Annotated in this window: 26 protein-coding genes; 9 read left to right on the top strand and 17 right to left on the bottom strand. The window is 57.3% G+C overall.

Features of this window, described 5'->3' with window-relative positions; genetic code table 11:
• Positions 1-85: 85 nt before the first annotated feature.
• From csgH to RLW55_RS06290, 4 genes are read left to right on the top strand one after another with little or no spacing between them, the layout of a single operon-like run.
• Entirely contained in the window at positions 86-328 is a 243-nt protein-coding gene (gene csgH, locus RLW55_RS06305; RefSeq protein ID WP_423415913.1) for a curli-like amyloid fiber formation chaperone CsgH, read from the top strand.
• Positions 313-825 carry a hypothetical protein gene (locus tag RLW55_RS06300; RefSeq protein WP_409561438.1) on the top strand — a complete coding sequence of 171 codons (513 nt, stop codon included), beginning with the start codon at positions 313-315 and terminating at the stop codon, positions 823-825. Before csgH ends, RLW55_RS06300 begins: the two co-directional genes overlap by 16 nt.
• 24 nt (positions 826-849) lie before the next feature.
• On the top strand, positions 850-1,215 hold the full coding sequence (locus RLW55_RS06295) for a curli assembly protein CsgF (RefSeq protein ID WP_414464216.1): 366 nt from the start codon (positions 850-852) through the stop codon (positions 1,213-1,215).
• A 22-nt stretch (positions 1,216-1,237) separates the two neighbouring features.
• A complete protein-coding gene (locus tag RLW55_RS06290) occupies positions 1,238-2,140 on the top strand; it encodes a CsgG/HfaB family protein (protein ID WP_423415912.1) in 903 nt (300 codons plus the stop codon).
• Positions 2,141-2,695: 555 nt separating this feature from the next.
• Here RLW55_RS06290 and RLW55_RS06285 read toward each other — a convergent pair.
• From RLW55_RS06285 to RLW55_RS06275, 3 genes are all read right to left on the bottom strand, one after another.
• Positions 2,696-2,965 (bottom strand): hypothetical protein, encoded by a 270-nt coding sequence (locus RLW55_RS06285; RefSeq protein ID WP_409561441.1) that lies wholly within the window; start codon positions 2,963-2,965, stop codon positions 2,696-2,698.
• Between the two features lie 171 nt (positions 2,966-3,136).
• On the bottom strand, positions 3,137-4,225 hold the full coding sequence (locus RLW55_RS06280; protein ID WP_423415911.1) for a helix-turn-helix transcriptional regulator: 1,089 nt from the start codon (positions 4,223-4,225) through the stop codon (positions 3,137-3,139).
• A 211-nt stretch (positions 4,226-4,436) separates the two neighbouring features.
• Entirely contained in the window at positions 4,437-4,796 is a 360-nt protein-coding gene (locus RLW55_RS06275; protein ID WP_423415910.1) for a hypothetical protein, read from the bottom strand.
• Positions 4,797-5,436: 640 nt separating this feature from the next.
• On the opposite strand from RLW55_RS06275, the gene mprF reads away from it, so the two are divergent.
• Positions 5,437-8,076 carry a bifunctional lysylphosphatidylglycerol flippase/synthetase MprF gene (mprF, locus tag RLW55_RS06270; protein WP_423415909.1) on the top strand — a complete coding sequence of 880 codons (2,640 nt, stop codon included), beginning with the start codon at positions 5,437-5,439 and terminating at the stop codon, positions 8,074-8,076.
• A complete protein-coding gene (locus RLW55_RS06265) occupies positions 8,052-9,443 on the top strand; it encodes a virulence factor family protein (protein ID WP_423415908.1) in 1,392 nt (463 codons plus the stop codon). The genes mprF and RLW55_RS06265 overlap by 25 nt, the downstream gene beginning before the upstream one ends.
• Before the next feature lie 13 nt (positions 9,444-9,456).
• Here the strand turns inward: RLW55_RS06265 and RLW55_RS06260 are convergent, their stop codons facing one another.
• Positions 9,457-9,747 carry a PilZ domain-containing protein gene (locus tag RLW55_RS06260; RefSeq protein ID WP_409561446.1) on the bottom strand — a complete coding sequence of 97 codons (291 nt, stop codon included), beginning with the start codon at positions 9,745-9,747 and terminating at the stop codon, positions 9,457-9,459.
• Positions 9,748-10,643: 896 nt separating this feature from the next.
• Between RLW55_RS06260 and RLW55_RS06255 the strand changes: the two genes are divergently transcribed.
• Together RLW55_RS06255 and RLW55_RS06250 are read left to right on the top strand one after the other, a co-directional pair.
• Positions 10,644-11,006 (top strand): response regulator, encoded by a 363-nt coding sequence (locus RLW55_RS06255; RefSeq protein WP_409561447.1) that lies wholly within the window; start codon positions 10,644-10,646, stop codon positions 11,004-11,006.
• Complete coding sequence (locus RLW55_RS06250) at positions 11,003-12,358, top strand: putative bifunctional diguanylate cyclase/phosphodiesterase (protein WP_423415907.1); 1,356 nt, start codon at positions 11,003-11,005, stop codon at positions 12,356-12,358. Before RLW55_RS06255 ends, RLW55_RS06250 begins: the two co-directional genes overlap by 4 nt.
• Before the next feature lie 87 nt (positions 12,359-12,445).
• Here RLW55_RS06250 and RLW55_RS06245 read toward each other — a convergent pair whose 3' ends face one another.
• Positions 12,446-12,802: a hypothetical protein gene (locus RLW55_RS06245; RefSeq protein ID WP_423415906.1), complete on the bottom strand. Its 357-nt coding sequence runs from the start codon at positions 12,800-12,802 to the stop codon at positions 12,446-12,448.
• 24 nt (positions 12,803-12,826) lie between these two features.
• On the opposite strand from RLW55_RS06245, the gene RLW55_RS06240 reads away from it, so the two are divergent.
• Positions 12,827-14,074, top strand: a complete 1,248-nt coding sequence (locus RLW55_RS06240; protein WP_423415905.1) for a hypothetical protein — start codon at positions 12,827-12,829, stop codon at positions 14,072-14,074.
• Here RLW55_RS06240 and RLW55_RS06235 read toward each other — a convergent pair.
• The 12 genes from RLW55_RS06235 to RLW55_RS06180 all read right to left on the bottom strand — a co-directional run bounded on the left by RLW55_RS06235 (position 14,071) and on the right by RLW55_RS06180 (position 26,398).
• Complete coding sequence (locus RLW55_RS06235; protein ID WP_423415904.1) at positions 14,071-15,165, bottom strand: protein-glutamate methylesterase/protein-glutamine glutaminase; 1,095 nt, start codon at positions 15,163-15,165, stop codon at positions 14,071-14,073. The genes RLW55_RS06240 and RLW55_RS06235 overlap by 4 nt on opposite strands.
• Positions 15,166-16,035, bottom strand: coding sequence for a CheR family methyltransferase (locus tag RLW55_RS06230; protein ID WP_409561452.1), 870 nt, complete (start codon positions 16,033-16,035; stop codon positions 15,166-15,168). It lies immediately after the preceding gene.
• A gap of 23 nt (positions 16,036-16,058) precedes the next feature.
• Positions 16,059-16,544: a chemotaxis protein CheW gene (locus tag RLW55_RS06225; RefSeq protein WP_423415903.1), complete on the bottom strand. Its 486-nt coding sequence runs from the start codon at positions 16,542-16,544 to the stop codon at positions 16,059-16,061.
• On the bottom strand, positions 16,544-18,397 hold the full coding sequence (locus RLW55_RS06220) for a methyl-accepting chemotaxis protein (protein WP_423415902.1): 1,854 nt from the start codon (positions 18,395-18,397) through the stop codon (positions 16,544-16,546). Before RLW55_RS06220 ends, RLW55_RS06225 begins: the two co-directional genes overlap by 1 nt.
• 142 nt (positions 18,398-18,539) lie before the next feature.
• Complete coding sequence (locus tag RLW55_RS06215) at positions 18,540-19,016, bottom strand: chemotaxis protein CheW (protein WP_409561455.1); 477 nt, start codon at positions 19,014-19,016, stop codon at positions 18,540-18,542.
• A gap of 33 nt (positions 19,017-19,049) precedes the next feature.
• Positions 19,050-21,026, bottom strand: a complete 1,977-nt coding sequence (locus RLW55_RS06210; protein ID WP_423415901.1) for a chemotaxis protein CheA — start codon at positions 21,024-21,026, stop codon at positions 19,050-19,052.
• Positions 21,023-21,391 (bottom strand): response regulator, encoded by a 369-nt coding sequence (locus tag RLW55_RS06205; RefSeq protein ID WP_409561457.1) that lies wholly within the window; start codon positions 21,389-21,391, stop codon positions 21,023-21,025. Before RLW55_RS06205 ends, RLW55_RS06210 begins: the two co-directional genes overlap by 4 nt.
• 1 nt (position 21,392) lies before the next feature.
• The gene (locus RLW55_RS06200; protein ID WP_423415900.1) at positions 21,393-21,710 is read right to left on the bottom strand and encodes a hypothetical protein; all 318 of its coding nucleotides are present in this window, start codon (positions 21,708-21,710) and stop codon (positions 21,393-21,395) included.
• A 766-nt stretch (positions 21,711-22,476) separates the two neighbouring features.
• On the bottom strand, positions 22,477-23,598 hold the full coding sequence (locus RLW55_RS06195) for an ABC-type transport auxiliary lipoprotein family protein (RefSeq protein WP_409561459.1): 1,122 nt from the start codon (positions 23,596-23,598) through the stop codon (positions 22,477-22,479).
• Positions 23,599-23,607: 9 nt separating this feature from the next.
• Positions 23,608-24,399, bottom strand: a complete 792-nt coding sequence (locus RLW55_RS06190) for an ABC transporter ATP-binding protein (RefSeq protein ID WP_414464581.1) — start codon at positions 24,397-24,399, stop codon at positions 23,608-23,610.
• 5 nt (positions 24,400-24,404) lie between these two features.
• On the bottom strand, positions 24,405-25,577 hold the full coding sequence (locus tag RLW55_RS06185) for an MlaE family lipid ABC transporter permease subunit (RefSeq protein ID WP_423415899.1): 1,173 nt from the start codon (positions 25,575-25,577) through the stop codon (positions 24,405-24,407).
• Positions 25,578-26,128: 551 nt separating this feature from the next.
• Positions 26,129-26,398, bottom strand: a complete 270-nt coding sequence (locus RLW55_RS06180; protein WP_423415898.1) for a VIT1/CCC1 transporter family protein — start codon at positions 26,396-26,398, stop codon at positions 26,129-26,131.
• Positions 26,399-26,404 lie beyond the last annotated feature (6 nt).

The following is a 26,404-nucleotide window of genomic DNA, read 5'->3' as shown; positions in this document are numbered from 1 at the left end:
CGGTGGCGTTGTTCATGCGAGCGCGACGACATCTGCGGCAGATAACGCGGTGACATGCGAGATCCGGAGCGAAAGCAAAAACGGAATGCTTTGGCTCACTGCCATCGCGCATTCACACCATCCGGTCAGTGGGCAGTATCACCTGATCGTCAGCAAGCGCGGCGAGAGCGGCAGCAGCGACAATGCGCAGAGCGGCGAATTCGCCCTCAATCAGGGTCACGACAGCGTTCTGACGACGACGGTCCTGGATGGCGGGGCGATCAGGCACTACAGCGCCCGGCTTTCAATCGAAACGAATGCAGGGAGAGTATCGTGCCATTCACCGTGACGACCAAACCTTTGCGCATGCTTCGCGCCGCGTCCGTTCTTGTCGCCGTATCTCTGGCGCTTTGTGGCCCACAGTCGTCGGCCCACGCTGACGGCGCCTATATCCGTCAAGCAGCAACAGAGACAACAGAGCGTATGGCATCGCAGCCAATTCAGGTCGCGCCTGCTTCTCCTTATACGCAAGGTTCGGTAGCGTATGTTCCGACGCCGGAAATGGCCACACCCAGCAAAAGCCTCAACCTCGCGCTGACGCTCGAGGCCGGACGAAACAACGCCGTCGCGCAGTTCCAGGCCGGGCAAAACAACTTTTCGAATGTCGGCGTTCTCGGCGGTTCTCGCAACGCTGTCGGCGTACTGCAGGCGGGCAACGACGTCTCGAACCTTTATCTGGTCAACACACAAAGCCTTTCGGTCGGCGTTTTGCAGCCGAAGGGCGCAGCGCCGTCCAACGTGCTCATCGCCCGTCTGCCGAATGGTGCACTCCTCATCAAAAAATAGCGGACCTTCTCAGAAACGGATTCAATGATGCTGAAGATTGTTATGCGTACCGTCGGCATGGTGTTGAGCTTGGTTTGTCTCGCTGGAGACAGCGGCGCCACTCAATTGGTTTATCATCCCGCCAATCCCACCTTTGGCGGTAATCCGCTCAATGGCAGCTATCTGCTCTCACAGGCCCAGGCGCAGGGACTGGGCACAAAATCGGGCGCCGCCGGCCCTGACCTCTCCGGCCTCGAAAACTCGCTGAACAACATCGGCGCTGGCGGCGGCGACGGCTCCGTCATTGTGATCGGGGGAAGCGGCAGCAGCCAAAGCGGGAGCGGAGGCAACGGGGCGACAGGCGGCACGCAGCAGCAGACACTCCCGACGAACAGCCACAACATTCCGTAACGCGTATCGGCCGGGGGCATTTGTGACTTATCGTAAAGCGTGTTTCGTAGCAGCAGGCGTGCTTGCCTTGGGTCTCTGCGGCTGCACCACTATTTCGCCAATTACGGGCAGCGTTGACGATCGCTTGGACCAAGCGCCAAGGCTCGTTCCCGATACCAAATCCGGCATCGCGCTCGATGCGCTTCCGCCGCCGGTGCGAAGGCTCGACGTTTCCGTCTACGACTTTCCCGACCTGACGGGGCAAAACAAGTCGAACGATAATTTTGCCGAATTTTCGCGAGCGCTCACGCAGGGCGGCGGTGCGGTTTTGATCGACGTCCTGACGAAAGCCGGTGACGGCAGATGGTTCAACGTCGTCGAGCGCAACGATTTACAGCCGCTGCTACAGGAACGGCAGATCATACAGAATACTCGCGCCGCGCTTGACGGCAATAAGGCCAAAGCACTGTCACCATTGCGCTTTGCCGGGATCATCCTGGAAGGTGGCATCATCGGCTACGATACCGATGAGACGAACGGCGGCATAGGCGCGACTTATCTCGGCATTGGCGGGGACATGCAGTATCGCCGCGATGTCATCACCGTCGCGCTGCGCGCCGTCAGCGTCCAGTCAGGTCGCGTTCTCGCCTCAGTCACGACGACCAAAACGCTTTATTCCGTGCTCGTCCACGGCTCGGCGTTCCAATATGCAGCCGTCGATCAGCTTCTGCAGGCCGAACTGGGATTCACCAAGAACGCGCCCGCTACGCTGGCGGTACGCGATGGCATTCAGCTTGCTGTCTATGCCCTTATATTTGAAGGCGTGAAGAAGCACCTTTGGGAATTCAGGGATCGCGCCGCGGGAACTGCTTTTATGCGCGAACTCGACCGCCAGCAACAGGCCGTTGCCATTGCGCCGAACGTGATGTCCTCTCCAAAAAGTTGAGGCTGGTTTTTACGCTATCTCGGGATCGGGCGGGCTTGCTGTGTCGCGGCGTAGCACGCCTGCGAGGGCGTGTTTTCGCGATCGCATGCCTCGGGCTGTCTGGCAGATGGCTGTTCTGGACCTTTTGCGGGCTTCAGGTTGCCGTCTCCCGTACCGTCCTGGGCGCCTTTGCGAAGGGTCGGATCACTCTTTTCAAATGCGTTCTTCGGAGGCTGCTCGATGTAAACTTCCGATCCGGCTCGTTGGAGACGCGCGCCGGGTGGTTCTGCTTGTATACCGGACGTGGGCCGGGCAACCATCGCAGTTGCAACGAGCGCTCCTGCCACAAACTGTTTCCAATATCTCATCGGATTCGCTCTCAAGCCTCATCCGAACTGAGTAGGCCAACGACGTGACGGTTTGATAGCAGTGGCCTGGGCACGCATCAAAGCGATCACGTCACACAGCTAGAGCCTGCCCAATGTCTCGGCTTTCAATGTGATCGTTGCGTGATCGGAGCGCGGCGTCTTTCGTCAACGCCCCATTCCCCTATCCGCGCCCTTCGGCAGCGCGGAATTAATTCGAGATATGTTCTTCCATCGAAGAATTTAAAAGCGCTCGCTCAACCGCAACTTTCAATCCGCTCAACGCCTTATGAAGGACGATCAAAAGCTCACGGTCGGCCTCAGAAAGATCAGTGTGCGCGCCTTCTTCCACGGCGCGGCAGAGGGCGAGAAAGTCGAGTCGATCATCTGACATAATATCTCCTTCAAATGGTACAGAAGGCACGACGCTGTCGCGTATCAGGCAATGAGAAGAACTCAAAAAATTAGGTGGAATCGCCATTTATGGATTAACAATCACGCTTCAAGATATGTTCAATCGTAGCTTCGCACAGCTCAGACGCTCCGGATGGAAGCCATCCGATCTCTCTCTTTCTCGTGCCCTTCGATAAAATTATCTCACTTCAATCGAAATTCGGAACCCTATACTTTTAGCGTAATTAATTTGTCGCCTTTATGAATTTCGTTGCAGAAGCCAGGCGACGAGCGCCGCCTGTCTATTCGTTCCGGTCTTCGCAAACAACGCTGCGAGCTGCTTACGTGCTGTGTTGATCGATACACCGACATGTTCGCTAAACTCTGCGAGGGATTGACCGTTCAATAGAGCGTCAGCCAACCGCGCTTCGGCAGTCGTGAATTGTTCTGGAAAACGAGATGCACTGTTACTTGGCTGCACAATAACGAGAACAAGGGCCATTGGCATGGCAATCATTGGTAATTTTAAAACAATAAGCGACACCCGATCTCCCGTCGTGAACGACCGGCAGTGGACGGGACCGCCGAATGGATCGCGACGAATAAACACGGCGTCGATTGCAGCGACAAGCGCGGACTGGATATCACTGTCTCTTCCTCGCAATTTACCCAGCGGATCGACCGTTAAAAATAATCCCTCCCGCAATAGGCTTTCCGCGGGCGGATTTGCGGCCTTAACGGCGCGAGTTTGCGAGATCAGCATGGCGGCGCACGAGAATTGTGCGGGCAGACCACCCGGGATCGGATCCACACCGCTGACTTTCGAAAGGGTGACGGCGCGTTTTATATGCGGCGCCAGAATTTCAAACTGTTTGACGTAGCGATCGTTGTTCCGCTCCAGCTGTTTTTCTTTGGGGGCGATCGCGAGGATCACCATTTGCTGGATATCCTTATGGACCATACACCCGAGATGATCCGGACTAATACCCTGAGGTTTCATCCAATCATTATAGAATTCGGTGCGCAGCGCTTCTTCTCTACTCAGCACCGTCGTTGCCGGAACCACTTGGAGAAAAGGTAGTTTGGCGAACGATTGAATAGGATAGGGATTGCAGCTCGCGAAGTGCTCCTGGTAGCCGATAAGATATTCGGCCTCGAGCCCGAAGGGATGCGCCAGCGGCGTTGTCTGCGTTTCGATATCGAAGAAATGCAGAATGCCATTCGCTCCATCAAAGGGCTTCATCAGCCCCTGGAGAAATACCGGCCACTGATCTCCGTCTAGGGCTGCGCCGTAGAGGAGATCCAGCAACGCCGGCAGCTCCTCTGCAACGAAGGCGCTCATCGTCATGGCTAGCGTGACTTTAGATAGAATAAAAAATGCCGCTCGGTCTGAGCCCAAATATGAATATTAGAGAGATTGACCGTCCAATTCTCAGTTGGCAATAGTCTTCGCGTCATTCTCGAAATATGAAAAACTATGTAACTGAGACAGCTCACCGAAATTGCGCCGTGAACGCACATTTGCGGGGGACTTTCCGAACGCTGCTCCGGCGCAAGCGCTATTTTGAACTCTGCAAGAGTTCTTGATCCAGGTTGAAGGCCTGGCATCCCCCAGCCGCAAGCAGGGCGTTGACGCCATCTGCCTCATAGCGAAGGTTCGATATCTCTACGGACTTTTGAGGGTCGACGTCTTTTTTGCCGCCAAGCAAATCGAACAGGTTGCTGTTCGTAGCCGGCGCTGCAGCCTGAAGCGCTTTGATCTTATTGATGCGTTGGCGCACATAGTCCTGCGGCGCCGCGCAGGGATCGTCATTGGTGGCGGAGACAGCTTTGGGCCGATGTCTGGCCATGCTCGGATGCGCGATGCACACCACAGCAGCTGCCAGCAAAAATACGGAAATCAAATCCCGGCTGCGCATTCGCCCTGTTCCCCCGGCATCGCCGTCGAAGCACGTGACCGACAACGATAAAGATACGTCCATGCGCTGCACGATCTCAATAGATCGAACGCAAGAGGGGGATATATGTCCAAGCGCTGAACGCTCAAGCGGAGCGGCCAAAATATTCGCCCCCTTGGGCCGAAGCGCAACGACAAACTCGCGGTTTACTGCAAGGCTGTCGTCTTCTGTTGATTATCGCATCGAATCACGTCGGCCGCTGGCAGGGACCTCCGTGATTTGAGCGTTGATTGATCGACAGTCGGCGGATGGGACGGGAACGCAGAGTGAGACGATGGCGTCGGGAAACTGGTATGTCTGCGGATTATGTTCCTGGAGCGTCGTAGCGGCGGCGTGCGCCACGGCATCGTTTTCGGAAGAGGGGATAGCGGAGGAGCTTGTACCTTCGTTCCAGCAGAGCCCGCCCGGCCGCCTGATCGCCAATGCGCTGAATGTGCGGCCTTTTAGCTTTGCACGTCCACCATTGGCCGGCCTGTCGAGATTGCCGATAACGTAAGAAGAGCGTTTCTTTCAAGATTACCAATGCCTAACTTTTCCGGCTCCGAGCCCCGCGCTAGCACCGGTGCGGATCAATCTTCCCTTTCAAATGGTACACTTTACAATGGCTGAGACGCAGAATGAGGCTCCACAGCCGACGGCGCCCAGCCCAAGACTTCTCGAACGCATCGATTGGTCCGTTGTCGGCGCCATCGTCGCGCTCGCGGCGTTCTCTTATGCGGCGACGGTCCTTTATCGGAACCTCGAAGAGATCTCGTGGCCGCAGGTCCGGCACACGATAGCAACGTTCCCGCTTTCGCATCTGGCGCTCTCCGGACTGTTTACTGTCCTCTCCTATGGGGCGCTGGTAGGCTATGACCTCATCGCGCTCAGGGTTGTCGGCGCCAGGCAAGTCCCGCTACGCATTGCGGCGATCACGTCTTTCATCAGCCATGCCGTGACCTTTACGTTCGGCTTCGGCGTTCTCACGGGCGGCGCAGTCCGGCTGCGGCTCTATCGCGTCTGGGGCGTCGATACCGACCGCGTCCTCGGCATCGTAATGCTTTGTGCGCTAAGTTTCTGGGCAGGTCTTGCGACAATTGCCGGGATCTGCCTCGCGGTCGATCCGCAGCTCGTCTCCGCACTGGTGCACCTGAGCGTGCCCACATGCCGGCTGGCGGGAACGATGATCCTGGCCGTCATTGCTCTCTGGCTCGTCTACGTGTCGATCCGTCCAATCCGGATCGAAATCGGGAATTGGCGGCTGCCGCTCCCCGGCACGCGCGCAACGATCGGGGCAATCTTCGTCGGCATGCTCGACGTTGCGGCGGCGGCATCGGCGCTTTGGGTGCTGTTGCCCCAAGATCTGCACATCACGATGCCGGGCTTTTTCGTTGTTTTTGCCCTCGCGACCGTGCTCGGCGTCGTCAGTCACGTACCGGGCGGCCTCGGCGTATTCGACGCCGTCATCCTACTCGGCGTGACGCAGCATCCGAGCGGCGAACTCGTCGGTTCGCTCCTGCTTTTCCGGCTGTTTTATTACATCGCGCCGGTCATTGTCGCGCTGACGATGCTGATGGTGCACGAGATGCGCGGCCGAAGTGGCTTGGCGCATGAGGACGACAGCACCTCCGCCACGATCATCGAACCGATCATTCCGCCGCTCGCAGCCATCGTGACCTTTTCCGGCGGGCTGATCCTGGTGATTTCTGGAACGCTTCCCGCTCACCGCCTGTGGCTCATTCGCGATTTTCTGCCGTTGCCGTTCGTCGAGGCCTCGCATTTCATCGCGAGCCTCGTCGGAACTGTTCTTCTCCTGATCGCAAACGGCTTGGCGCACCGGCTACGTTCAGCGTGGCAACTGGCAATCGTCCTGCTGCTCAGCGGCGCTGTTTTCTCCATCACAAAAGGTTTCGATTTCATCGAGGCACTCGCGTGTCTCGCGGCGGCCTTGATCCTGATTGCGGGACGGCGGGAGTTCTACCGCAAGGGAGGCGTACTTTCAGGCCGGCTCTCGGCATCAGCAATTCTTGCGGTGTTGATCGCTATCGGCGCGTCGATCCTGATCGGACTGGCCATCTATCGCGGCGTGCCCTACGACAATTCGCTGTGGTGGGAATTCGCCTACCATCAGGATGCCTCGCGCTTTCTGCGTGCTACGCTCGGCGCCGCGATCATCGTGATGATCATCGCCTCTTACCAGCTGCTCCACAAAGCGCCGAACATCAGCCGCAAGGCCTCAGCCGCAGAACTTCGGCGTGCGAAAGAAATCGCACATCACTCCTCGCAAGTCACGGCCGAGCTGGCATTCACCGGAGACAAGCGCTTTCTGTTTTCGCAGAGCGGCAACGGTTTCGTGATGTATGGCGTCCGCGGATCGACGTGGGTCGCGATGGGCGACCCGATTGCGGACAACAGCGCCGACCTCATCGATCTCGTTTGGCGGTTCAAGGAAAGCGCCGACGAGCAGAAAGGGGCTCCGGTTTTCTATCAGATCACTGCGGATCATCTGCCTATCTATCTCGATGCCGGTTTTTCCTTGATCAAGCTCGGAGAGGAAGCGTGGGTCAATCTCGAGACGTTCACGCTGGATGGCAAGGCTGGAAAACGGCTTCGTCAAACTAAAACGCGTGCCGAAAAGGCCAATATCGAATTCGAAATCTTGCCCGCCGCGATCGTGTCGAAATTCCTTCCGGCGTTAAAGCGCGTATCGGACGCATGGCTCGCCCAGCGTGGACATCGCGAGAAGGGCTTTTCTCTCGGCTTTTGGCATCCCGAGTATGTCGAACGCCACGACATTGCGGTGCTTCGTCATGAAAACCGCATCGTGGCATTCGCGAACCTCTGGCGGAACACGCCGGCTTCTGCGTGCACGCTGGATTTGATGCGCCAGGTTCCCGGCGCCCCGGAGGGGGCGATGGAATATCTCGTGCTCAAGCTTTTGGAGCAGGCGAAGGCCGAAGGCTATAAGTGGTTCAATCTCGGGATGGCGCCGCTCTCGGGCCTTCCCGATCACAGACTGGCATCGCGGTGGGCTCGTCTCGCCGGTTTGTTTTTCCGATACGGCGACCGGCTCTATCACTTCGAGGGGGTCCGTATTTTCAAAAGCAAGTTCAAGCCGGAGTGGCGCACGAAATACCTCGCCTACGAGCACGGGTTGCGCCTGCCGCAAACTCTTTTCGACATCGCCTCCCTCATCAGCGCCAGCGCACGGCGCTCAACATCCGACGGGAATAAAGAATGGTCCAAAGATCGCGCCATCTAGGCATCGCTCGCGTGTTGGCCGCAGCCTTCGGCATTTTCTGTGTGATTATCTCTATCGGAACGCCTGCGTCTGCCGACACGAAAACCATCGCGCAAAAGCGATTTGGCAATGTCCCGGTCCTGTGGTCCGGCAATGCACCTTCCGCCTTTGTCGTTCTGATGGCTGATCCCGATGCAGCGTCGCCTTCCTACAAGCCCATAGCCGCCGCGCTCGAGAGCCAAGGCGCGGCGGTCGCAATTCTCGACGCCGGCGTGATGCGTGGCATTCTCAATACGACCCTCCCGGCGGGCCAATGCAATCAACTCTTCGGCGACATCGAAGATCTCGTGCGACTGTCCGAACGTGCGCTCGGCATGCAAGCGTGGGAATCGCCGGTTTTCTTCGGCCTCGGGCGATCCGGCACGATCGCGTATCTCACTCTGGCGCAAGCACCGCCGAACAGCGTGTCCGGGGCGCTGAGTTCCGGATTTTCGCCTTCGCTCACATCAAAGGCTGCTTTTTGCAGCGGCGCGCCGGTTCTTGGGAACAAGGATGGCGCGTTCGAATATGGGCCGATCAAGCTCAACGGCAAATGGGCACTCTTTACCCAGGATCCGGCGAGTACCGCTCTTAAACCGTTCGTCGCGGTCAACCCCGGCACTTCGATCGAACAGGGAGAGGCGACCGATGGTTCAACCCTATCGTTAGCGGTCAAAGCCGTGTTCGACATGACCCTCGTGCCGAAAGCCTCCATTAGCGATCTGCCGCTGACCGAACTTCCCGCAAAGAACCCTACGGGTATTGCGATCTTTCTTTCGGGGGATGGCGGGTGGCGGGACATCGACAAGCAAATCGGCGAGACACTGTCGAAGAACGGCATCTCCGTTATCGGCCTCGATACCCTGCGGTACTTCTGGAGCGAGAAGAACCCGCAAACGATCGCCGACGATCTCGATCGCATCGCGCGTTATTATAGAAGGGCGTGGCATATCCAGGATGTTTCATTGATCGGCTACTCATTTGGAGCCGCAACCATTCCAATGGTCTGGACGAAGCTCGATCCCGATCTGCAAAAGCAGGTCAAGCTGATCGTGCTGATGGCGCCGGAGCCGGTTGGGCGTCTCGAAATGTCGATGGCAGGTTGGCTCGGTATTCCATCATCCGCCGACATCAGCCTGCGTCCGTTCATGGCCGAGTTACCCAAGGATAAGGTAACGTGCATCTTCAGCGTCGAAGAGAAAGCGGATGGCGATACCGGATGTACGTTGTCGGAACTCAAAGGCGCGACGCTCATTGAAAGAACCGGCGGCCATCATTTCGGCGGCGCGTACTTAGAGATCGCTAAGCTCATTTTGGACCGCTGGGCAGCTGCCGAAAGACAGCATTGACCCAGACGTTTGCTTATATCCGCTTGCCGAAGCCGGCTGACCGGCGCGCAGCCGGCACGGCGATGGCGGCATCGACGTATTGAACCCCGGCGCGATTGGGGGACGTCCACTTGACGCGCACACGACGGCGACTGCCAGAGAACGTATCGTGGATGACGAATGATTTCGGCAACCACTCGCTGTTTTCAACCAGCAGCAACGCTCCGCCGCGCGAGGTATCGGCGATGCGGCACGTCAAGACCTGACCCTCGCCGAGTTCGATTTTCGCCGGACGACTTACGGGTTTTCGTTCTTCCTTGCGCATGGCGAATGTTCAAAAAATCAGAAATTTAATGGAACATTTACCGATCTCAGGGCCAAGCCGACGAGCACAATCTCTGTTGATGGTAACTGCTCGAGACGGAGCAGTTCGATTGCAGGCCTGAAAAACCAGTGCTGTCATTGCCCTACGAAGCTGCTGGCGCAAAAACGAATGATGTTTATTTTGCGTGCTATAGCCCAGGCCCGCAATGCGTCAGATGAGCCAATATTCGACAAAGCAACGCGTGCGACAACTATTAGGAAATTAACGCCTAGTTTTCTCGCTTGAGATTTGTCCGCTCCATCCGATCACGCATTGCCCCCCAAGGTCGGCTCGCAGCGCCTGCATGGAAATTGAGCGTCGCGACGGACTCAGTCATTCGCTGCATTCCGATTGATAAGAAGGCGAAACTCACATTTGCAAGCGGCAACCTTTTTTGTCGGGAAGACAATCGCGAGATCATTCGATGCATTTCAGGCGAATAGAGCCTGCGGAAGTAATTCGCCACGTGCGAGCAAGACGGATCGCGAGAATCTCCTCTCTGAGATGCGCACACTGAATCTTGCCAATGGTGTAATTGCAATGTCTCGATCGCGCTTGCGTCGAATGCTGATCACTGGCATTCCATCGCGATAATTGTCTTTCAAAAAGACGCCATTTTCAAAAGCGCATGGCGATTGTTCGCTTAGTGCTCCTCGAAACCGCTTTATGCCGATTTTTATTATTCAAAAGTCGTAGCGATATTTTAAAATTCCGGTTCTCAAGCGCCATTTCGAAATGTGGCAAATTAAGCGATCTTTCACTCCTGTGGCGTACTATTGAACTACGTGCAAGCAGTGACGCGTCGTGCCGCAGCATTGCGATCGTGCGTGAGAATTTGCGTCATGGTGGGGAAGCTTATGCCGACACTGCTCGCGATCGATGATTCGCCAAGCGTCCGGCAGATGATCCGGGTAACATTCGCAAGCGCCGGATTCGACATCATAGAAGCATCCGACGGACTAGAGGGCCTTCAAAAGGCGACTTCCAATCTCATCGACATCGTCGTTACCGATCTCAATATGCCACGAATGAATGGACTTGCGTTCATTCGGCATTTACGCGCGCGACCATCCTACCACGGTCTGCCCATCATCGTATTGACAACCGAGTCCGATCAGGCGGCACGCAAAGAAGCCAGTGCCGCCGGAGCGTCGGCGTGGATTACTAAGCCGTTCAGTGCACAGGGGCTTCTCGATATCGCGCGTGGGTTTTTGAAATGACCGAACTCTCCGGCTCAGAATGTGAGCATGAACTCATCGTTCGTCTCAGTCAGCTGGCGATTTGTGACCCACTAACCGGTCTACACAATCGCGGAACGCTCAAGGAATTGTTCGCTAGAATTCTTGAGCAGGCGACAACGGACGGGCAGACCGTCGGCATTCTCTACATTGACCTCGACGATTTTCGCGCCGTCAATAAGTTGCATGGCCAGGCGGTCGGAGATGTCATCATCAGCCGCATCGCCAACCGGCTGCGTGCGATCTCTAGCGACACTGACACGATCGTGCGCACGGGCGGCGACGAATTTTTGCTGATCTCCCCCAGCGATAAACCGGACTGCGAGTTCAGCGCGAAGGCGCATCACATCGTTGACACGCTGCGCGAGCCCCACGTCCTCGAAAACGGCAAGACGATCCGCGTCACGGCTTGTGTCGGCACCGCACACTTTCCCATCCACGGGGCCGATCATGAGGAGCTAATCGCCGCGGCCGAATTGGCGCTGCATCACGCCAAGAAAATCGGCGACGAGGTCACGGCGTTTTCCCCTGAGATGCTGAATACAGAGCACAGGCGTCTCATCTTCGAACACGACGTCAGCCTCTCGCTGGAACGGGGCGAGCTTTCCCTCGCCTTTCAACCGCAGGCGGAAGCCTCAACGTCCGCCATCAGTGGATTTGAAGCGCTTGCGCGTTGGCAGCATCCCGATTTTGGTCCGGTGTCTCCCGCCGATTTTATCCCCGCGGCCGAGGCATCCGGAGCCATCGGCGCCATCGGCGCTTATGTCCTGCGTGAGGCTTGCCACGAGGCATCCTCGTGGAAAAATGGTCTTCGCATTGCTGTTAATGTATCGCCCGTGCAAATCGAACGCGGCGATTTCGTACAAGTCGTCAGAAACGCGCTCATCGAAACCGGTTTGGCGCCGGAACGCCTTGAAATCGAAGTGACCGAGAGCCTGTTCATCCAGAATCTCGCTTACGCGTCGAAGGTTCTCACCGGGGTTAAGGACCTCGGCGTCAGCGTTGCGCTCGATGACTTCGGCACCGGCTATTCATCTCTTGGTACACTCCGTGCTTTCCCATTCGACCGCATCAAGATTGATCGGAGTTTCGTCTTCGATATGGTTCGCAATTCGAATGCGGCTGCAATCGTCGATTCCGTGCTTGGGCTTGGGCGCGCGATGGGTTTGACCGTCGTTGCTGAAGGCGTCGAAACAGAAGAACAACTGAAGCTTCTGCGAACGCTCGGATGCCAGCAGATCCAGGGCTACCTCATCGGCAAGCCGATGCCGGCGGGACATTACGCCGCCGTCACCGGTAAAGTCTCCAATCATACATCGCCAGTTATGGTCTGACTCGTGCGCAACATGCTTGTGCCGAACACGCAAACTTTCGTCCGTCATACCAAATTGGACACCCGCATTTCGATGATTGAGGCAATCTTAGGCCATCTGGAAACTTCGAGAAGCCAGATCGAGGGGAAATTCTCGCGCGCGGGAACGATACTCGAATCCGCCGTCTCTTTGATCAGTCAACAGCTCGAATACCTCCAGCAGTTGAGTACCCTTCTTGACGGCGAAGCCGTTGGAGAAGCGACGCGGGAACTCTCCGCCGCCGCCGAAGAGCTGCGGTCTCTGCCGCATATGCTCAGCGAGCGCGAGCAAGAGCTGCGCGATCTGGAATGCCGAAGCGCAGAATTGCTGCGCGATATCGAAGATATGCGAAGCCTCCTGCGCTACCTTCTGGTCTTCGCCCTCAACTTGAAGATCACTGCTGCCGACGATCAGCAAGACGCTCAACAGTTTCACGCCTTTTCTCAGGAAATGCGGACCAGAATCGAGGTTGGCGGCACCGAACTCAATGACATCGATATGCGGCTCAACGGTCTGCTGGATCAGGTCCGCGCGGCGCTGAAACTTGAATCTGGCCTCGCCGAAGAAGTCTCCGCGATGGTTCCGGCTGTTCCCAATCATTTGGCGGACGATGCGACCGCGATCCGGGTGCATCAAAAGCAGATCGCCGACATGACCGGTGAAGCCTCTGCACTTGCGCAAAATATCCAGCTCAAGGTTGTCGATGCGCTATCTTCGCTTCAAATTGGAGATATATCGCGGCAGCGCATCGAGCACATTCAGAATGGGCTCAACCTCCTGACCGAAGCTGATTCTCGCTTAGCGCAAGACGGCCTTTCGGACGACGCGAGAGAGCGATTTACCCAATTCATCTGCCGTCTGCTCGCCGCGCAACTCGCGGATACGGCCCAGGACTTCGAGCGCGATTCCCACGTGATGCTCGCGAACATGGCGGAAATGGCAGCCGATGCGCAATCTCTTTTGCGCCTCCAGCAAACGCAAGGTTCATCAGATAGCCATAACAATCTTCGATCTCTCGAGCGGAGCGTTGCTGATGCCGAGATCCTCGTCACAGACATGGAGCAAGCCGTCGCGGCAGCCAATGATGTCCGATCCGCGACAGCTCGGACGGTCGATGAGTTGCTGCGGCGTATCGATACGATCAAAAGCGTTCGCGAAGACGTGCAATTCATGGCACTCAACACGACGGTCAGCTGCTCGCGGATGGGCGACGCCGGAAAGCCGCTCCAGGTCATCGCCATCGAGCTGCGCCTCTACGCCAAAAAGCTCGATTCCATTGCCGATGTGACACTCGCGGCACTTCGTTCCCTCGGCGAGGACATGGCGCATTTGAACACGGACCGCGCGGAGACTAGCCCGAAATCCAAGCTCGAAGGCGCAGCCGCACGTTTGCGTCACGCTGCCGATCTTGCAGAGTCTCGGCTCGCGACAATCATGGGACAAGGAAAGGACGTCGTTGATTCCCTTGCGAAAGCCGAGACCGAGTTGAATTTCGATGCCGAACTCGGAAACGTCTTGTCGACTTCCGCGGCGTCACTTCAGTTGCTTGCCGGTGAAGAGGATATTGACGTCGCGGATATTCTTGATCCGCTGAAAAGCCTTCTCGATACCATCGCTGCGACCTACACGATGGCGAGAGAGCGAGACGTACACGCACATTGTTTGCCCGACGCGGCTGTCTCGGCGCGTGCCGCTTAGCTACGGCTTGCCGCTCGCAACACTTCGCTTGCTATCGCATTCAGGGGCACCACCTTAGCGGCTGCACCTCGTGCGATGGCCTCCTTCGGCATGCCGAAGACCACCGACGTCGCTTCGTCTTGGGCAATCGTGAAGGCGTTTGCGGCTTTCATTTCCTGGAGCCCGCGCGCACCATCGTCGCCCATGCCTGTCATGATGACGCCGATGGCATTGGAACCAGCCGATTGCGCGGCCGACCGAAACAGCACGTCGACCGACGGGCGATGGCGAGAAACCAGCGGGCCGCTCTTGACGGACACGAAATATCTCGCGCCGTGCCGTTCCAGCATCATATGTCTGTCGCCCGGCGCAATAAGGACGTGGCCGCGCAGCACGGCATCGCCGTCGGCCGCTTCCTTCACTTCGACGGCGCAGAGTGAATTCAGACGTTTGGCAAAGGCCGCAGTAAATTTCTCCGGCATGTGCTGCACGATGACGATGCCCGGCGCGTTTGCGGGCATGGCTTCCAAGACGACGCGCAGCGATTCCGTTCCGCCGGTCGAAGCACCCATGCACACGACCATTTCGGTCGTTTTCGCCATCGCGCGGCCGGACGGCGGCGGAAGCATCGCGTCCGCCGTCAGCTTCTTTTCCGGCCCTCCCATTCTGACTTCCATCGCATCGCGCGGCCGTCGTCCGCCGACCCGCGCCAAAGCCGCGCTTTTGACCACTTCGCAAATTCGAAGCGAGCTTTCGGCTAGATGATCGGCAACACCGATGCGTGGCTTCAAGATGATGTCGACGGCGCCTGCCTCCAACGCCTGCATCAGCGTTTCCGATCCTGCCTCGGTCAGCGAAGAGCACATGACGACCGGAACTGGCCGCTGCGCCATCAGCTTTCTGAGAAACGTAATGCCGTCCATACGCGGCATCTCGACATCGAGCGTGATGACGTCGGGTACCTCATCCTGGATACGACGCGCAGCGGCGATCGGGTCGGAGGCTGCACCCATAACTTCGATGTCCGGGTCCGAGCTCAACACCGCCGTCAGGGTCTGACGCACGCTTGCTGAGTCGTCGATAATCAGAACGCGTATCTTTTTATGAGGCATCTATCGCGTCTTCTGGAAAATGGTATTTGCGACCTGTTTGACCGGAAGTGAAAATCCGCCAATGGATTCGGAATGACCAATGAACAGATAGCCGTTCGGCGCGAGACAATCGCAAAGCCGCGATAGAACGGCTTCCTGCACCTTTTTCTCGAAATAGATGAGCACATTTCGGCAGAAGATAACATCGACCGGTGCACCAATTGCGTAGCTATCGTCCATAAGGTTCAGCCGCGCGAAACCGATCTTCGATCTGAGCGAATGGTGCATGCGAACCTGCCGATCGCCGCGGACCGAACGCAGCACGTATTTCCGCGCCAAGACGGGGGGTACCGGATCCATCATCTCTTCGGGATAGATGCCGCGAACTGCGGTCGACAGAACCTCGGTGCTTAGATCCGTCGCGAGGATCGAATATCCTAGCCGATAGCTCTGCCTGAAGTCTTCAAGGATCATCGCCAACGTGTAGGGTTCGGCGCCGGTAGAGCAAGCCGCGCTCCAAACGCGAACCTCACCTTTGTCTCGCTGCATCATCGCCGGCAGAACATTTTCGACTAGGTAAGCGAAGTGGTTTGGTTCCCGAAAGAAATCGGTCTTGTTCGTCGTCGCGACGTCGATCAGATGAATGGCTTCGGACTCGATGCCATCTTCATCAAAAAGGAAGTGACAATAACTGTCGAACGAGTCGTGGCCGGTGACGCGCAAGCGCCGCCGGAGCCGTCCCTCAAGCATCGTCACTTTGGTCGGCGGCATGCGGATGCCGCTATACCCATTTATGAAACGTGCTAAGCGATCGAAGTTGCGCTTGCTCAGGTTATCGTTGCGCAGCCGCGTATCTTGCCCGCGGTCGACGCTGTGGCTTAGAGAAGTCATACCAAAAGCTCCGTAGACCTTGGTTACGCTGCGGCCGCAGTTTGCGAAAGCATCGCCGACTCCGATGACGAGAACAGTTTTGGCAGATCGATCAGCACGACGAATCCTTCGGGGCGCTGGACCACACCGGCGATGTAGTCCGAGCGCCAGCGAACGCCGATGTCCGGCGCCGCTTCGATCTGATTGCTGTGGAAGGGCGTTACTTCAAAGACCCGATCCGCCACAAGACCCAGGCATAGAACTCGCCCCGCAAGCGCCACATCCAAAACGAGGATGCGCGTGTGCGGCGTCGGCTCCGTCGGTGCCAGCCCGAGACGCTGGCGCAGATCTATAGTCGGTACGCCTTGGCCCCGAACGTCGGTGAGGCCAAGGAGATAGTCGGGACCGTGCGGAATCCTGAATGCCTTTCGGTAATCGAGGATCTCCCGCACTTCCCTGACGGGGACCGCGAAAACTTCGTCGGCCAAGCTAAACGTCACATATTGAGCTTCGGAGCCAGCGCTGGTCATCACGCCGACTCCCGGAAGTTTGCATCGTCCGCGTCAGGGCCACCCGTGCTCAGGTCTAGGGCAAAGCCCTTCACACGCGACTGAAGTTCGGCAACGGTATTGCGCGGCGCGGACGACGTCGCTTTCTTCTCAGCGGAAGCTCTGGCGAGCGCTTTCTGAGCGGCCGACGGCTTCGCCGATGTGATCCGCTTGGCAGGCACCGAGCGGACGTTCGCAGACTCGGACGAGCGGTTCGAGTCGTCGGTCCGGAAGAACGCGATGCTCTGCTGAAGCTCTTCGGCCTGTGCCGCCAATTCCTCAGAGGTCGCCGACATTTCTTCCGATGCGCCGGCGTTCTGCTGCGTGACCTTATCAAGCTGCTGGATCGCTTCATTGATCTGCGAAGCACCGATGTCCTGTTCACGGCACGCGGCGCTGATCTCAGCAACGAGTTCCGCCGTTTTACGGATATCCGGAACCAAGCGTGTCAGCATTTCGCCAGCTTCCTGCGCCGCTTTCACGGTGTCGCCGGACACCGATCCGATCTCCGCGGCCGCCGTCTGGCTGCGTTCCGCAAGCTTGCGCACTTCGGACGCAACAACCGCGAAGCCCTTACCGTGCTCCCCAGCGCGCGCGGCTTCGACCGCTGCGTTGAGAGCCAGAAGATCGGTCTGACGAGCGATTTCCTGAACGATACCGATCTTTTCAGCGATGGTGCGCATCGCATTGACCGCACGGGTTACCGCGTCGCCGCTGGCCTCAGCGTCCTTCGACGATTGGCGCGCAATCTTCTCGGTCTGGGCGGCGTTGTCGGCGTTCTGCTTGATGTTCGCCGCCATTTCTTCCATCGACGCTGATGCTTCTTCCGCCGCAGAGGCCTGTTCGGTTGCGCCCTGGGAGACTTGTTCCGAGGCCGAAGAGAGCTGCTGGCTGCCAGCCGAAACGTTCCTCGACGCGACGATCGCATCCGACACGACGCCGCGCAGACGTTCGACCATGCTTTCGAGAGCATGGCCCAGCGTGTCCTTGTCCGACAGCGGCTTTGGCTGCACCGTCAGATCACCGCCTGCGATCTGATTTGCGATGCCTGCAGTTTCACGAAGGTTTGCGGTCATGCGCGTCATCGCATCGATGAGGTCTTTGATCTCATCGTTGGTCGCGACGGTGACATTTTGATCAAGGTCGCCGATCGAGACGGCTTCCGCGAGCTGGACGCCCTTGCTCAGTCCACGAGAGACACCGAGAGAAATCCAAATACCTGCGCTGGCCGACAGCAGGAAGATGAATGCGGCGGTCGCAAGAAGCACCATGCGTGCTGTCTGATATTCTGATTGAGCTTCGCCAGCGATTTGCGTCATATCGCGGTCGCCAATGTCCTGGATGGCGTTAATGATCGCAAAGGCTGCCTTCGCTTTGTTGCGGGCTTCACCCGCAGAGATCGCAAGGGCTTTGGCGCGAGATTCTGACGTATTTTCCGCTGCGAATTGCAGCGCCTGTTCCTGCACCGGAACCCATTCCCGCCATGCTGCGTCGAATTGAGCGAGTTTTTCTTTGACCTCCGGCCCAGCTACGCGCTTGACCTGCTCCGCGGCATCCAAGACCTTCTGGCGATATTTATTGAGCTCTTCGCGCATTGCCGCGAGCTTCTGAAGGTCCGTTTCGGCAATGATATTCTTTTCGGCGCGGATCATATAGAGGGCACTAATCTCTATGTCGTCGGCATGCTGGACTTGCGCCGCCGGGCCTTCGACGATCTGTGTAACCTGCGAATTGAGAAGCGATAGCTGGTATATGCCCAGACCTGCCATAACGCATGACAGCAGGGTCACGATTGTAAAAGCAACGGCGAGCTTGGTCTTGATCGTAAATCGCATCGAACTGCCCCTTGGCTTGGGAAGACCTTGCGGCTTTCCCTCATACTTCATGAACGGATTGCGATAGCTTCACCGCTGCTATCGAACGGAACTCGTCATGAGTCTTGCCGGCGCTTCCATGCGCAGGGCCTTCCAATACGGCTCAAGCGACTGCTTTGAGCGATCCTCCCGTCGTTTCCGAATGGATCGAGAAAATATTCTGAAGATCAGGAAGTACGATGAACTCGCCTCCCTGCTTGACGACGCATTTCACGTATTCAGATCGCCAGCGCATGCCCACGCTCGGCGGCGGCTCGCTGCGGCAAAGATCAAGTGTCGTAACTTCGTTCACGCGGTCGGTCCGAAGTCCGATGAAGCTCGCGACACCATCGATATCGAGTTCGATCACGACAGTACGACTGTCGATCGTCTGCGGTCCGGCTTCCATTGCGAATGCGATATGCAGATTCGCGAGGGGGATGACTTTGCCGCGGAAGTTTATGACGCCGCCGACCAGCTTTGAAGCCGTCGGCACAATCGTCACGATCGGCATGTCCATGATCTCGCGGACAATGCTTGCCTCCAAGGCAAACGTCTCGTCTTGGAGATCGAACGTCAGTACTTCAATTTCTTGCGTCATAGCCGAATGCCTTCGTCGTTATGTCGGACGTGCTCAACCGGCCTTGCGCAGCTGCGCCTCGGCCATTTGCCCAGTCGCCACCAGATGCGCGATATCGAGAATGAGCGCGACCGAGCCGTCGCCGAGGATCGTCGCGCCAGAAAACATCGCGACGTCTTCGTGCAGCTTCGACATGGCCTTGATCACAGTCTGATGGTCACCGATGATCTGGTCGACGACCAATCCGACGCGCTCGGCCCCAGTCGAAACGACCACGATTTTCTGGAATTGATCCGGCTGTGTTCCTGTCTGGAAAATTTCGCGAAGCCTGAGGAACGGTACGAGCGTATCGCGCAGCGAGATGAAGCTTCTGCCGCGCGAGCGCAAATCCTGCTCGACCGGCAATTCGAGACATTCCTCGACCGCGGATAGCGGAATGACATAGCGTCCCGTGCCGACTCGAACCAAAAGGCCGTCGATGATGGCAAGCGTCAACGGGATGCGAAGCGAGATACGCGAGCCTGCGCCCGGCTCGCTGCTGAGATCGATCGATCCGCGCAGCGCTTCCACCGTCCGCTTGACGACGTCCATGCCGACTCCGCGGCCGGAGAGATTGGTGACGGCTTGCGCGGTCGAGAAGCCAGGTTGGAAGATCATTTGCAGCAGATCGTGATCGCCGATGTGGGCACCCGGCATAATCAAGCCTTGCGCTTCGGCCTTGGCTCGAACGCGCACCCGGTCGATGCCGGCACCATCGTCCGTGATGGAAATAATGACTTCGCCGCCTGCATGGCGCGCCGCGAGACTGATTTTACCTGCTTCCGGTTTTCCGGCCGCCTTGCGTTTTTCCGGCGTTTCGAGACCGTGATCGACGGAGTTTCTGACGAGATGCACGAGCGGGTCCGCCAGCCGCTCGATAACGGTCTTGTCTACTTCAGTTCCTTCGCCTTCGGTCGTCAGGTCGATCGTCTTGCCCGTCTCGCGTGCGAGATCATGCACGAGGCGACGGAAGCGGCCGAACAGGGTTCCGACGGGAACCATGCGAAGCACCATCATCGTATCGCGCAGCTCGTTGGAGAGCCGCTCTATGTCTTCTGAGACGGCACGCAGATTGAGGTCCGGGCTAGCGGCGGCAATCTGGCTGAGACGCGATTGCGCGATGACGAGTTCACCGACACGATCCATGAGCTCATCCAGCCGTTCAGCAGGGACGCGAACGCTTTCAGAGCTTTTGGCTGCCTGGCGCGTATCGGCAACGGTCGACGGCCGCTGCTTATCCGTCTGCGACGCATCGGAGGATGGTGCGGCATCGCTGGACATTTCCGGCTGAACCGGTTCGCTGCTTTTGTCTGCTTCGACCTGACGAATATCGAGCTTCATATCATCGATAATGAACATGAAGACGTCTTCGATATCCGTCCGCGGCTTATCGGTGAGAAGTTTGACGTTCCACGTGATGTAGCACTCGTTCGCAACCAGCGCGTCGAGAGCCGGGATTTCCGAAATATCCGCCGCAACGCTACACTCGCCGAGATCGCGCATTTCGGCCAGAAGCGCCAGCGGGTTGCAACCGTTGACCAACGCATTCGGCGGCAGCGAGAAATTAATCTCCCAAGACGTTTTCTCGGGTTCTTCCGGAGGCGGAGCATGTCCTGCCATCTTCACTTCCTGCTCCAGGCGGAGGAGCAGCTCCTGGCCTGTCGCCTCGCTAGCTGTTTCGGCTCCTTCGAGCAAAGCCCGCATGTGATCTTGCGCAGCCAGAACAACCGAGACGAGGTTCGCCGTAGCCGTGACCTCACCCTTGCGGACCTGATCGAATGCCGATTCACAATGGTGCGTGAACGATGCAAGTGCATCGAATCCGAACATGGCGCCAGAGCCCTTCAGGGTGTGAAGGCTGCGAAAAACATCATCGACGAGCGCGCGATCACCGGGCTTCCTCGACAAATCGAGCAAGCCAAGCTCAATGCGATCCAAAAGCTCGTCCGCCTCCGCGCGAAATGTTGCAATTGCATCCGTATTCGACGTCATTGTCCGAGCACCTTCTTGACGATCTTCAGAAGGTTGTCGGCTTGAAAGGGCTTCGTCAGCCAGCCAGTGGCACCTGCGGACTTGGCTCGTTGTTTGAGTGCTGCGTCGGATTCCGTGGTGAGAAAAATGATCGGCACACCGCTGTGCGCCGGGATTTTGCGTAGCTCCTCGATCATCGTCAGACCGTCCATGATGGGCATGTTCAAGTCAGTGATGATGAGGTCGAACTTTCCAGCATTGGCTTTCTTAATACCATCTGCCCCGTCGACCGCCTCGCTGACCTGATAACCGGCCCCTGTCAGCGCCACCTTGATCGCGACTCGTATACTTGATGAATCGTCTACCGTGAGAATTGACGCGGACATTTCAGGCTCCCTCGTGCAACCAGAACCGGCGATTTTCAGCCGACATTTCAGCGAGCAGTCCCGCTCGATCCATCAGGCTCAAAGCACGCCCGGAAATCGGAGCGGCGAGCGATAATTGCTTGGAGGCGCCCTGCGCATAGAGCCGCGCGGCGACGATGAGTTGGATTCCGGCAATGTCGATGTCGGACTCTTCGGAGATCAGGAGGTCGAGTGATTCGCTATCGTTTATGGAGCTCAGAATTGCGTTTTTCGCATCGCTGACCGTTCGGATTGTCAACAGACCGGAAATATCCAGCGTCGAATTGCAATTTTCGCTCATTTCCCCCCGGAGTGCTGCCGCAGCAAAAACTCCGCCCCGCTTTCATGACTTATTGAACGACAATAAGCCTAGGCCATTATATGTAGGTGAGGTGTTAATGATGGCCTAACGCCAAAAATATCGGATTGAAACTAAAGACCAATATCGTATTTGAAAAATATTCGGACGGCGCAGTTCCCAATTTGCCATCAATATTTCAAATTCGGCTGGCCTGCTTTCAATATAATAATGGAAAAATTTTTTCCTTATGGGATGGGGCGCCTTCGTTCGCTGCGTGATGTTCACCTGCCATTCGAAGCAAAAAGGCCATTCCGCATACGCGCGAGTTGCATCGTCTATAAAATCAGCACAAATCGGCCTCTCCCGCTTCTTAAATCGCTGAGCTGACGAGTTGCCCAAACTGGACAAACAGGTTTCCAGGAAAGGGCTCAGAGATTGCCGATTATATAGAAATGGGATTCGTGTGGTGTCCGTTGGATTCAGGGGGACGAATTCAGCGACGCACAATCGGGCAGACGGTATTTCTCATCAATCGCCGCGGCCCTGTGCGGGATCGGCGATCTGCGGTTGGCTGAATGTGGTGCTTGGCATTGCCGCGATACTGAATTTTCTAGTCGCCATAGTGCTCAATAGTAAGCGCTATAACGTCGTAAGTTCGCATAATTCTTGTCGCCGATTCCGATCACACTCGGATCAGATGGGCAGTCGAGCGGCGTCGACTAAATCTCGTTAGCTCGGGCGCGCGAATGAAGTCGCGCTGCTGCGCTCAGGCGACGCTGCAGACCCAGACGACAAGTTCGGACGCGACCTTGTCGAACGCTTGATTGAGTGCCGCCGATATTCCAGCCTGATCGGTGATCGTCGCCGGTACGCTCGCTTTAAATATGCGTGCGCCTAGGATCTGTCCGTTTTTGCCGACGACCTTTGCTGAGAATGCTATCTCGGCCGATGGCGTGTCCGAGGCCACGATCTCGAAGTTACGCAAATCCAAGATGAGCTGATAATCGACTTCGAGCGTGTCCGGCTGGCGTCCAAGGACCTTCAGGTATCCGGCATTTTCAAAGCTCTGCACGACGCGCGATTGCACGACCCGGCTTAAAGTATCCGGCCACCGGGCGGCGATTGCGTTCGAGCGCTCGCCCGCTGGCGTCATGATTGCGACCTGATCATTGAAGACACTGCCCACGATATCTGGTTCCGGCACGACGAGTTGGCCCTCGGGAATCTTGCCGAGGCCCGGAAATTTTTTGGGAGCTTCGAGATCGACAATGGGTGCGTCGGCTTTCTTGCCACCACCTGTCATCTTCTCCAGACCGGACAGAATGCCATCGACCTTATCGGAGTTCTTCGCGAGCGATGCCGAAAACGTGTTGATGTTCGCGACCAGCGATTTGAAGGGCTCGCGATTTTCATCAATGACGGCACCGATCCGATGAAGGATATCTCGCGCCGATTCCGTGAGACTTTGCGTGTCGTTTGGATCGACGGTAAGGAGTGGCGGCTGCCGGTCGATTGATGTGACGGGGGGGGCATCGGGTGCGCCGCCGCGCAATGCCAGGACGGGCGAGCTGGTAAGGCCTTGAAATTCTATACCGACCTTCGTGTCGGAACGAACGGGCGTCGTACTGTCAACGGAGATCAGAGCCGTGACCTGCTTGGGATGGTCGGCTGCCAACTCGAGCGCGACAACTTCGCCGACGCGGATACCATTGAAGAGAACCGCCGAACCTCTGAGAAGTCCAGAGACCGGTGTCTCGAAACGTGCGCGGTAAAGCGCCTGCTGGGCCAAGCCGCCTGCGTGGTTGAGCCAGTAGACAAATACGAACGCCGCCGCGACAGTCGCGAGGGTGAAGAGTCCGATCAGCGTGTATCGCGCGCGAATTTCCATAACGGCGTCTCAACCAGATGACTGTTGGCGTGAAGATTCCAGCATGCGTCCGCGTTGGCCACGGAAGTACGATTTGACCCAAGGGTGCTCGCTCGCAAGCATAGCCGAGAGTGGACCGTCGGCGACGATCTTGCCATCCGCCAATACGGCGATGCGATCGCATACGGTGTGTAAGCTGTTGAGGTCATGCGTGATCATGAACACGGTCAGGCCAAGGGTCTGCTGCAGCGTTCGGATCAGCGAGTCGAAATCACCCGCCGATATGGGGTCCAGACCTGAAGTCGGCTCGTCGAGAAAAACGACCTCGGGATCGAGTGCAAGCGCGCGAGCCATGGCGACGCGTTTCGTCATGCCGCCCGAAAGCTCCGACGGCAGCTTGTTGGCGTCGAGCCGGGACAGTCCAACCATCGCGAGCTTGGTCGCCGCGATCTCATCGAGTAAATCCTCCGGCAAGTGCAGGAACTCGCGCATCGGAAACTGCACGTTTTGTATTACGGTGAGCGACGAATACAGCGCGCCGTTTTGAAAGAGGATGCCGCATCGCCGCTGCAGCGCACGGTGGGTCTCATCGTCGACGTGGTCAACATCATGTCCGAAAACTTCGATTGATCCCGACTGTTTCGGCAACAGGCCGATAATGGTGCGCAACAGGACGGATTTGCCGCTGCCTGAGCCGCCGACGAGGCCAAGAATTTCCCCGGGACGGACGTCGAGAGACAGATGATCCAGGACCATTCGGTCTCGGAACCCGACGGCCAGGTCACGAACGCTAATGACGGGCACTTTGCTCGGAGAGGCCATTCTCATCACATACCGATCGATGCAAAAAAGACAGCGAACAGACCGTCAAGGACGATGACGAGAAAGATCGAGGTCACAACCGATGCCGTCGTCCGAAGCCCGAGGGATTCGGCGCTCCCTCCAACCTTCAGGCCTTCCGTACACGCTACGATGCCGATCACGAACGCCATGAACGGCGCTTTGATCATGCCGACCTTGAAGTGCGTCATCGAGATCGCTTCCTTCAAGCGGGCGACATAAATTTCGGGGCTCATTCCGCCATATAGCCACGCTACAAGCTCGCCACCGTAAAGGGCCGACATCGAGCCGATGAAGGTCAGCAGCGGAAGCGCAATGACGAGCGCGACAATGCGAGGAAGAATGAGCACGTCGACCGGATCGAAGCCCATGGTTCTGAGCGCGTCGATTTCCTCGCGCATCTTCATCGAGCCGAGTTCGGCAGTGTAAGAGCTGCCAGATCGCCCCGCCACCATGATTGCGACGATGAGAACGCCGATTTCACGAAGAACAAGAATGCCGACCATATCGACGACATAGTCGTCGGCGCCAAACTTTCTGAAATGAAAGAAGCCCTGCTGGGCAATGATGCTGCCGATCAAAAAGGTAATCAGAAAAATGATCGGGATCGCCTGCCAGCCGACGCGGTCGAGCTGATGGACCGTCGATGTGAAGCGAAACGTTGAAGGCTTCAGGATCGCCCGAAAGGCCGCAGCGCAGACCGCACCGATCATGTTAAGCAGAAGCACGAAGCCCCGGCCATAGTTGGCCATCCCTTGGCCGATGGCAGCGAGGCCCGTAAATTCCTTGCGCGGCTGTGAGGGAACCTTATCGGCAAGTTCGGCCGCCTGCTCCACGGCCCGGAACAGTCCAGCATATTGTTCCGGCAGAGCCGAGATCTTGAGTTTGCCGCCGCGCGCGCTGAGTTCGCGCTGAAGGCGCGAAATTTCCCATGCGCCGTAGGTATCGATCCGCTCGATACCGCTCATATCCAGCGTCACGTTCCCCAGAGAGGGGCGGGCGAGAACCGCGCTGATCAAGCCATCCAGGTTGGCCGCATTCGGCGCCGTCCATTGGTCGGATGCCGCGAGCATGGTGATCTGGTCCGCAGTGCTTACCGCCAACAGACGCACGGAAGATGCGCCGTCGACCACTCCCTCGTCCGCTTTTTCATCAACCATGCGAAGCTATCTGCAGTTTGGTTTTTCGAATGCGTTCGGCGATTGCCGTTTTTGGTGGCAGCCTTGGCGTATCGAAGGCAACATAAAAATCTCATCGCCGAGCCCGTTGATACGAGTCAATTCGTAGGATTCGTATGGCACTTGAGTTGTGCAGAGGCCGGCGCGCCTTTTGCGCGAATGGCGAAAACAAAGCGTAAGTTCTTAATACGGCTGCTGCGATGGCCGGGCGAGCGGAGTGCAAGTCCTGATGTCGAGAACGACAAAGTGCTAAATAGTTCAGCGGTTCCAAAGCACTTGGTGGAGCCGAGGGGAAGCTACTTATCGGCTCATTTCTACCATTAAAACCAGCAACTTAAGATGTCTTCATCGCAGCAAGGTAGACCTCTCCTGTGACCAAATTACAACGTCTTCTTCTTTGGGACGATCGACATCTGGTTATTCCGGGCCGTTCATATCCTGACAGCGTCTCCGCCCCTCTCGGACGTATTCCCGTCAGAGCAGGCTCCAAGACGGTCGCGGCTGGACAAGCGCGCACGTGGGCGGCCAATGCGTCATGATGAGTGAGCTCTTTGGCAACCAGTTTGGCCGTGTCGTGAGACAGGCCTCGATGCTGATAAATTGCGACGAGCTCCGCGTATTCGACATCGATCGCTTTCAATCGCCTGCTTTTCGCGCGCGATATCTGCTCGCTCGATATCGGACTGCGAGGAAACAGAAACGTACTCTCCGGCTGCCATGGACATTGCGCCTGGTGTGACACCACCAATTCCGGCAATTGCAACAGCCTGAGCCGATGGATTTGCCGCCGCGACTCCGACCAACAGCTG

The sequence above is a fragment of the Hyphomicrobium sp. B1 genome, assembly GCF_049532635.1.
GTDB lineage: Bacteria > Pseudomonadota > Alphaproteobacteria > Rhizobiales > Hyphomicrobiaceae > Hyphomicrobium_B.
Note: the sequence above shows the minus strand (reverse complement) of the source record. Positions and strands in the feature narration are given on the sequence as shown.

What these genes read in the sequence shown, in the direction of transcription:
- RLW55_RS06235 (WP_423415904.1), bottom strand. Translation starts at nt 15,165, where the DNA reads ATGCCTCATAAAAAGATACGCGTTCTGATTATCGACGACTCAGCAAGC.
- RLW55_RS06260 (WP_409561446.1), bottom strand. Translation starts at nt 9,747, where the DNA reads ATGCGCAAGGAAGAACGAAAACCCGTAAGTCGTCCGGCGAAAATCGAA.
- RLW55_RS06250 (WP_423415907.1), top strand. Translation starts at nt 11,003, where the DNA reads ATGACCGAACTCTCCGGCTCAGAATGTGAGCATGAACTCATCGTTCGT.
- csgH (WP_423415913.1), top strand. Translation starts at nt 86, where the DNA reads ATGCTTTGGCTCACTGCCATCGCGCATTCACACCATCCGGTCAGTGGG.
- RLW55_RS06200 (WP_423415900.1), bottom strand. Translation starts at nt 21,710, where the DNA reads ATGAGCGAAAATTGCAATTCGACGCTGGATATTTCCGGTCTGTTGACA.
- RLW55_RS06210 (WP_423415901.1), bottom strand. Translation starts at nt 21,026, where the DNA reads ATGACGTCGAATACGGATGCAATTGCAACATTTCGCGCGGAGGCGGAC.
- RLW55_RS06205 (WP_409561457.1), bottom strand. Translation starts at nt 21,391, where the DNA reads ATGTCCGCGTCAATTCTCACGGTAGACGATTCATCAAGTATACGAGTC.
- RLW55_RS06280 (WP_423415911.1), bottom strand. Translation starts at nt 4,225, where the DNA reads ATGACGATGAGCGCCTTCGTTGCAGAGGAGCTGCCGGCGTTGCTGGAT.
- RLW55_RS06295 (WP_414464216.1), top strand. Translation starts at nt 850, where the DNA reads ATGATGCTGAAGATTGTTATGCGTACCGTCGGCATGGTGTTGAGCTTG.
- RLW55_RS06285 (WP_409561441.1), bottom strand. Translation starts at nt 2,965, where the DNA reads ATGGCGATTCCACCTAATTTTTTGAGTTCTTCTCATTGCCTGATACGC.
- RLW55_RS06240 (WP_423415905.1), top strand. Translation starts at nt 12,827, where the DNA reads ATGCGGACCAGAATCGAGGTTGGCGGCACCGAACTCAATGACATCGAT.
- RLW55_RS06275 (WP_423415910.1), bottom strand. Translation starts at nt 4,796, where the DNA reads ATGCGCAGCCGGGATTTGATTTCCGTATTTTTGCTGGCAGCTGCTGTG.
- RLW55_RS06255 (WP_409561447.1), top strand. Translation starts at nt 10,644, where the DNA reads ATGCCGACACTGCTCGCGATCGATGATTCGCCAAGCGTCCGGCAGATG.
- RLW55_RS06225 (WP_423415903.1), bottom strand. Translation starts at nt 16,544, where the DNA reads ATGACCAGCGCTGGCTCCGAAGCTCAATATGTGACGTTTAGCTTGGCC.
- RLW55_RS06185 (WP_423415899.1), bottom strand. Translation starts at nt 25,577, where the DNA reads ATGGTTGATGAAAAAGCGGACGAGGGAGTGGTCGACGGCGCATCTTCC.
- RLW55_RS06215 (WP_409561455.1), bottom strand. Translation starts at nt 19,016, where the DNA reads ATGACGCAAGAAATTGAAGTACTGACGTTCGATCTCCAAGACGAGACG.
- RLW55_RS06220 (WP_423415902.1), bottom strand. Translation starts at nt 18,397, where the DNA reads ATGCGATTTACGATCAAGACCAAGCTCGCCGTTGCTTTTACAATCGTG.
- mprF (WP_423415909.1), top strand. Translation starts at nt 5,437, where the DNA reads ATGGCTGAGACGCAGAATGAGGCTCCACAGCCGACGGCGCCCAGCCCA.
- RLW55_RS06230 (WP_409561452.1), bottom strand. Translation starts at nt 16,035, where the DNA reads ATGACTTCTCTAAGCCACAGCGTCGACCGCGGGCAAGATACGCGGCTG.
- RLW55_RS06195 (WP_409561459.1), bottom strand. Translation starts at nt 23,598, where the DNA reads ATGGAAATTCGCGCGCGATACACGCTGATCGGACTCTTCACCCTCGCG.
- RLW55_RS06265 (WP_423415908.1), top strand. Translation starts at nt 8,052, where the DNA reads ATGGTCCAAAGATCGCGCCATCTAGGCATCGCTCGCGTGTTGGCCGCA.
- RLW55_RS06190 (WP_414464581.1), bottom strand. Translation starts at nt 24,399, where the DNA reads ATGGCCTCTCCGAGCAAAGTGCCCGTCATTAGCGTTCGTGACCTGGCC.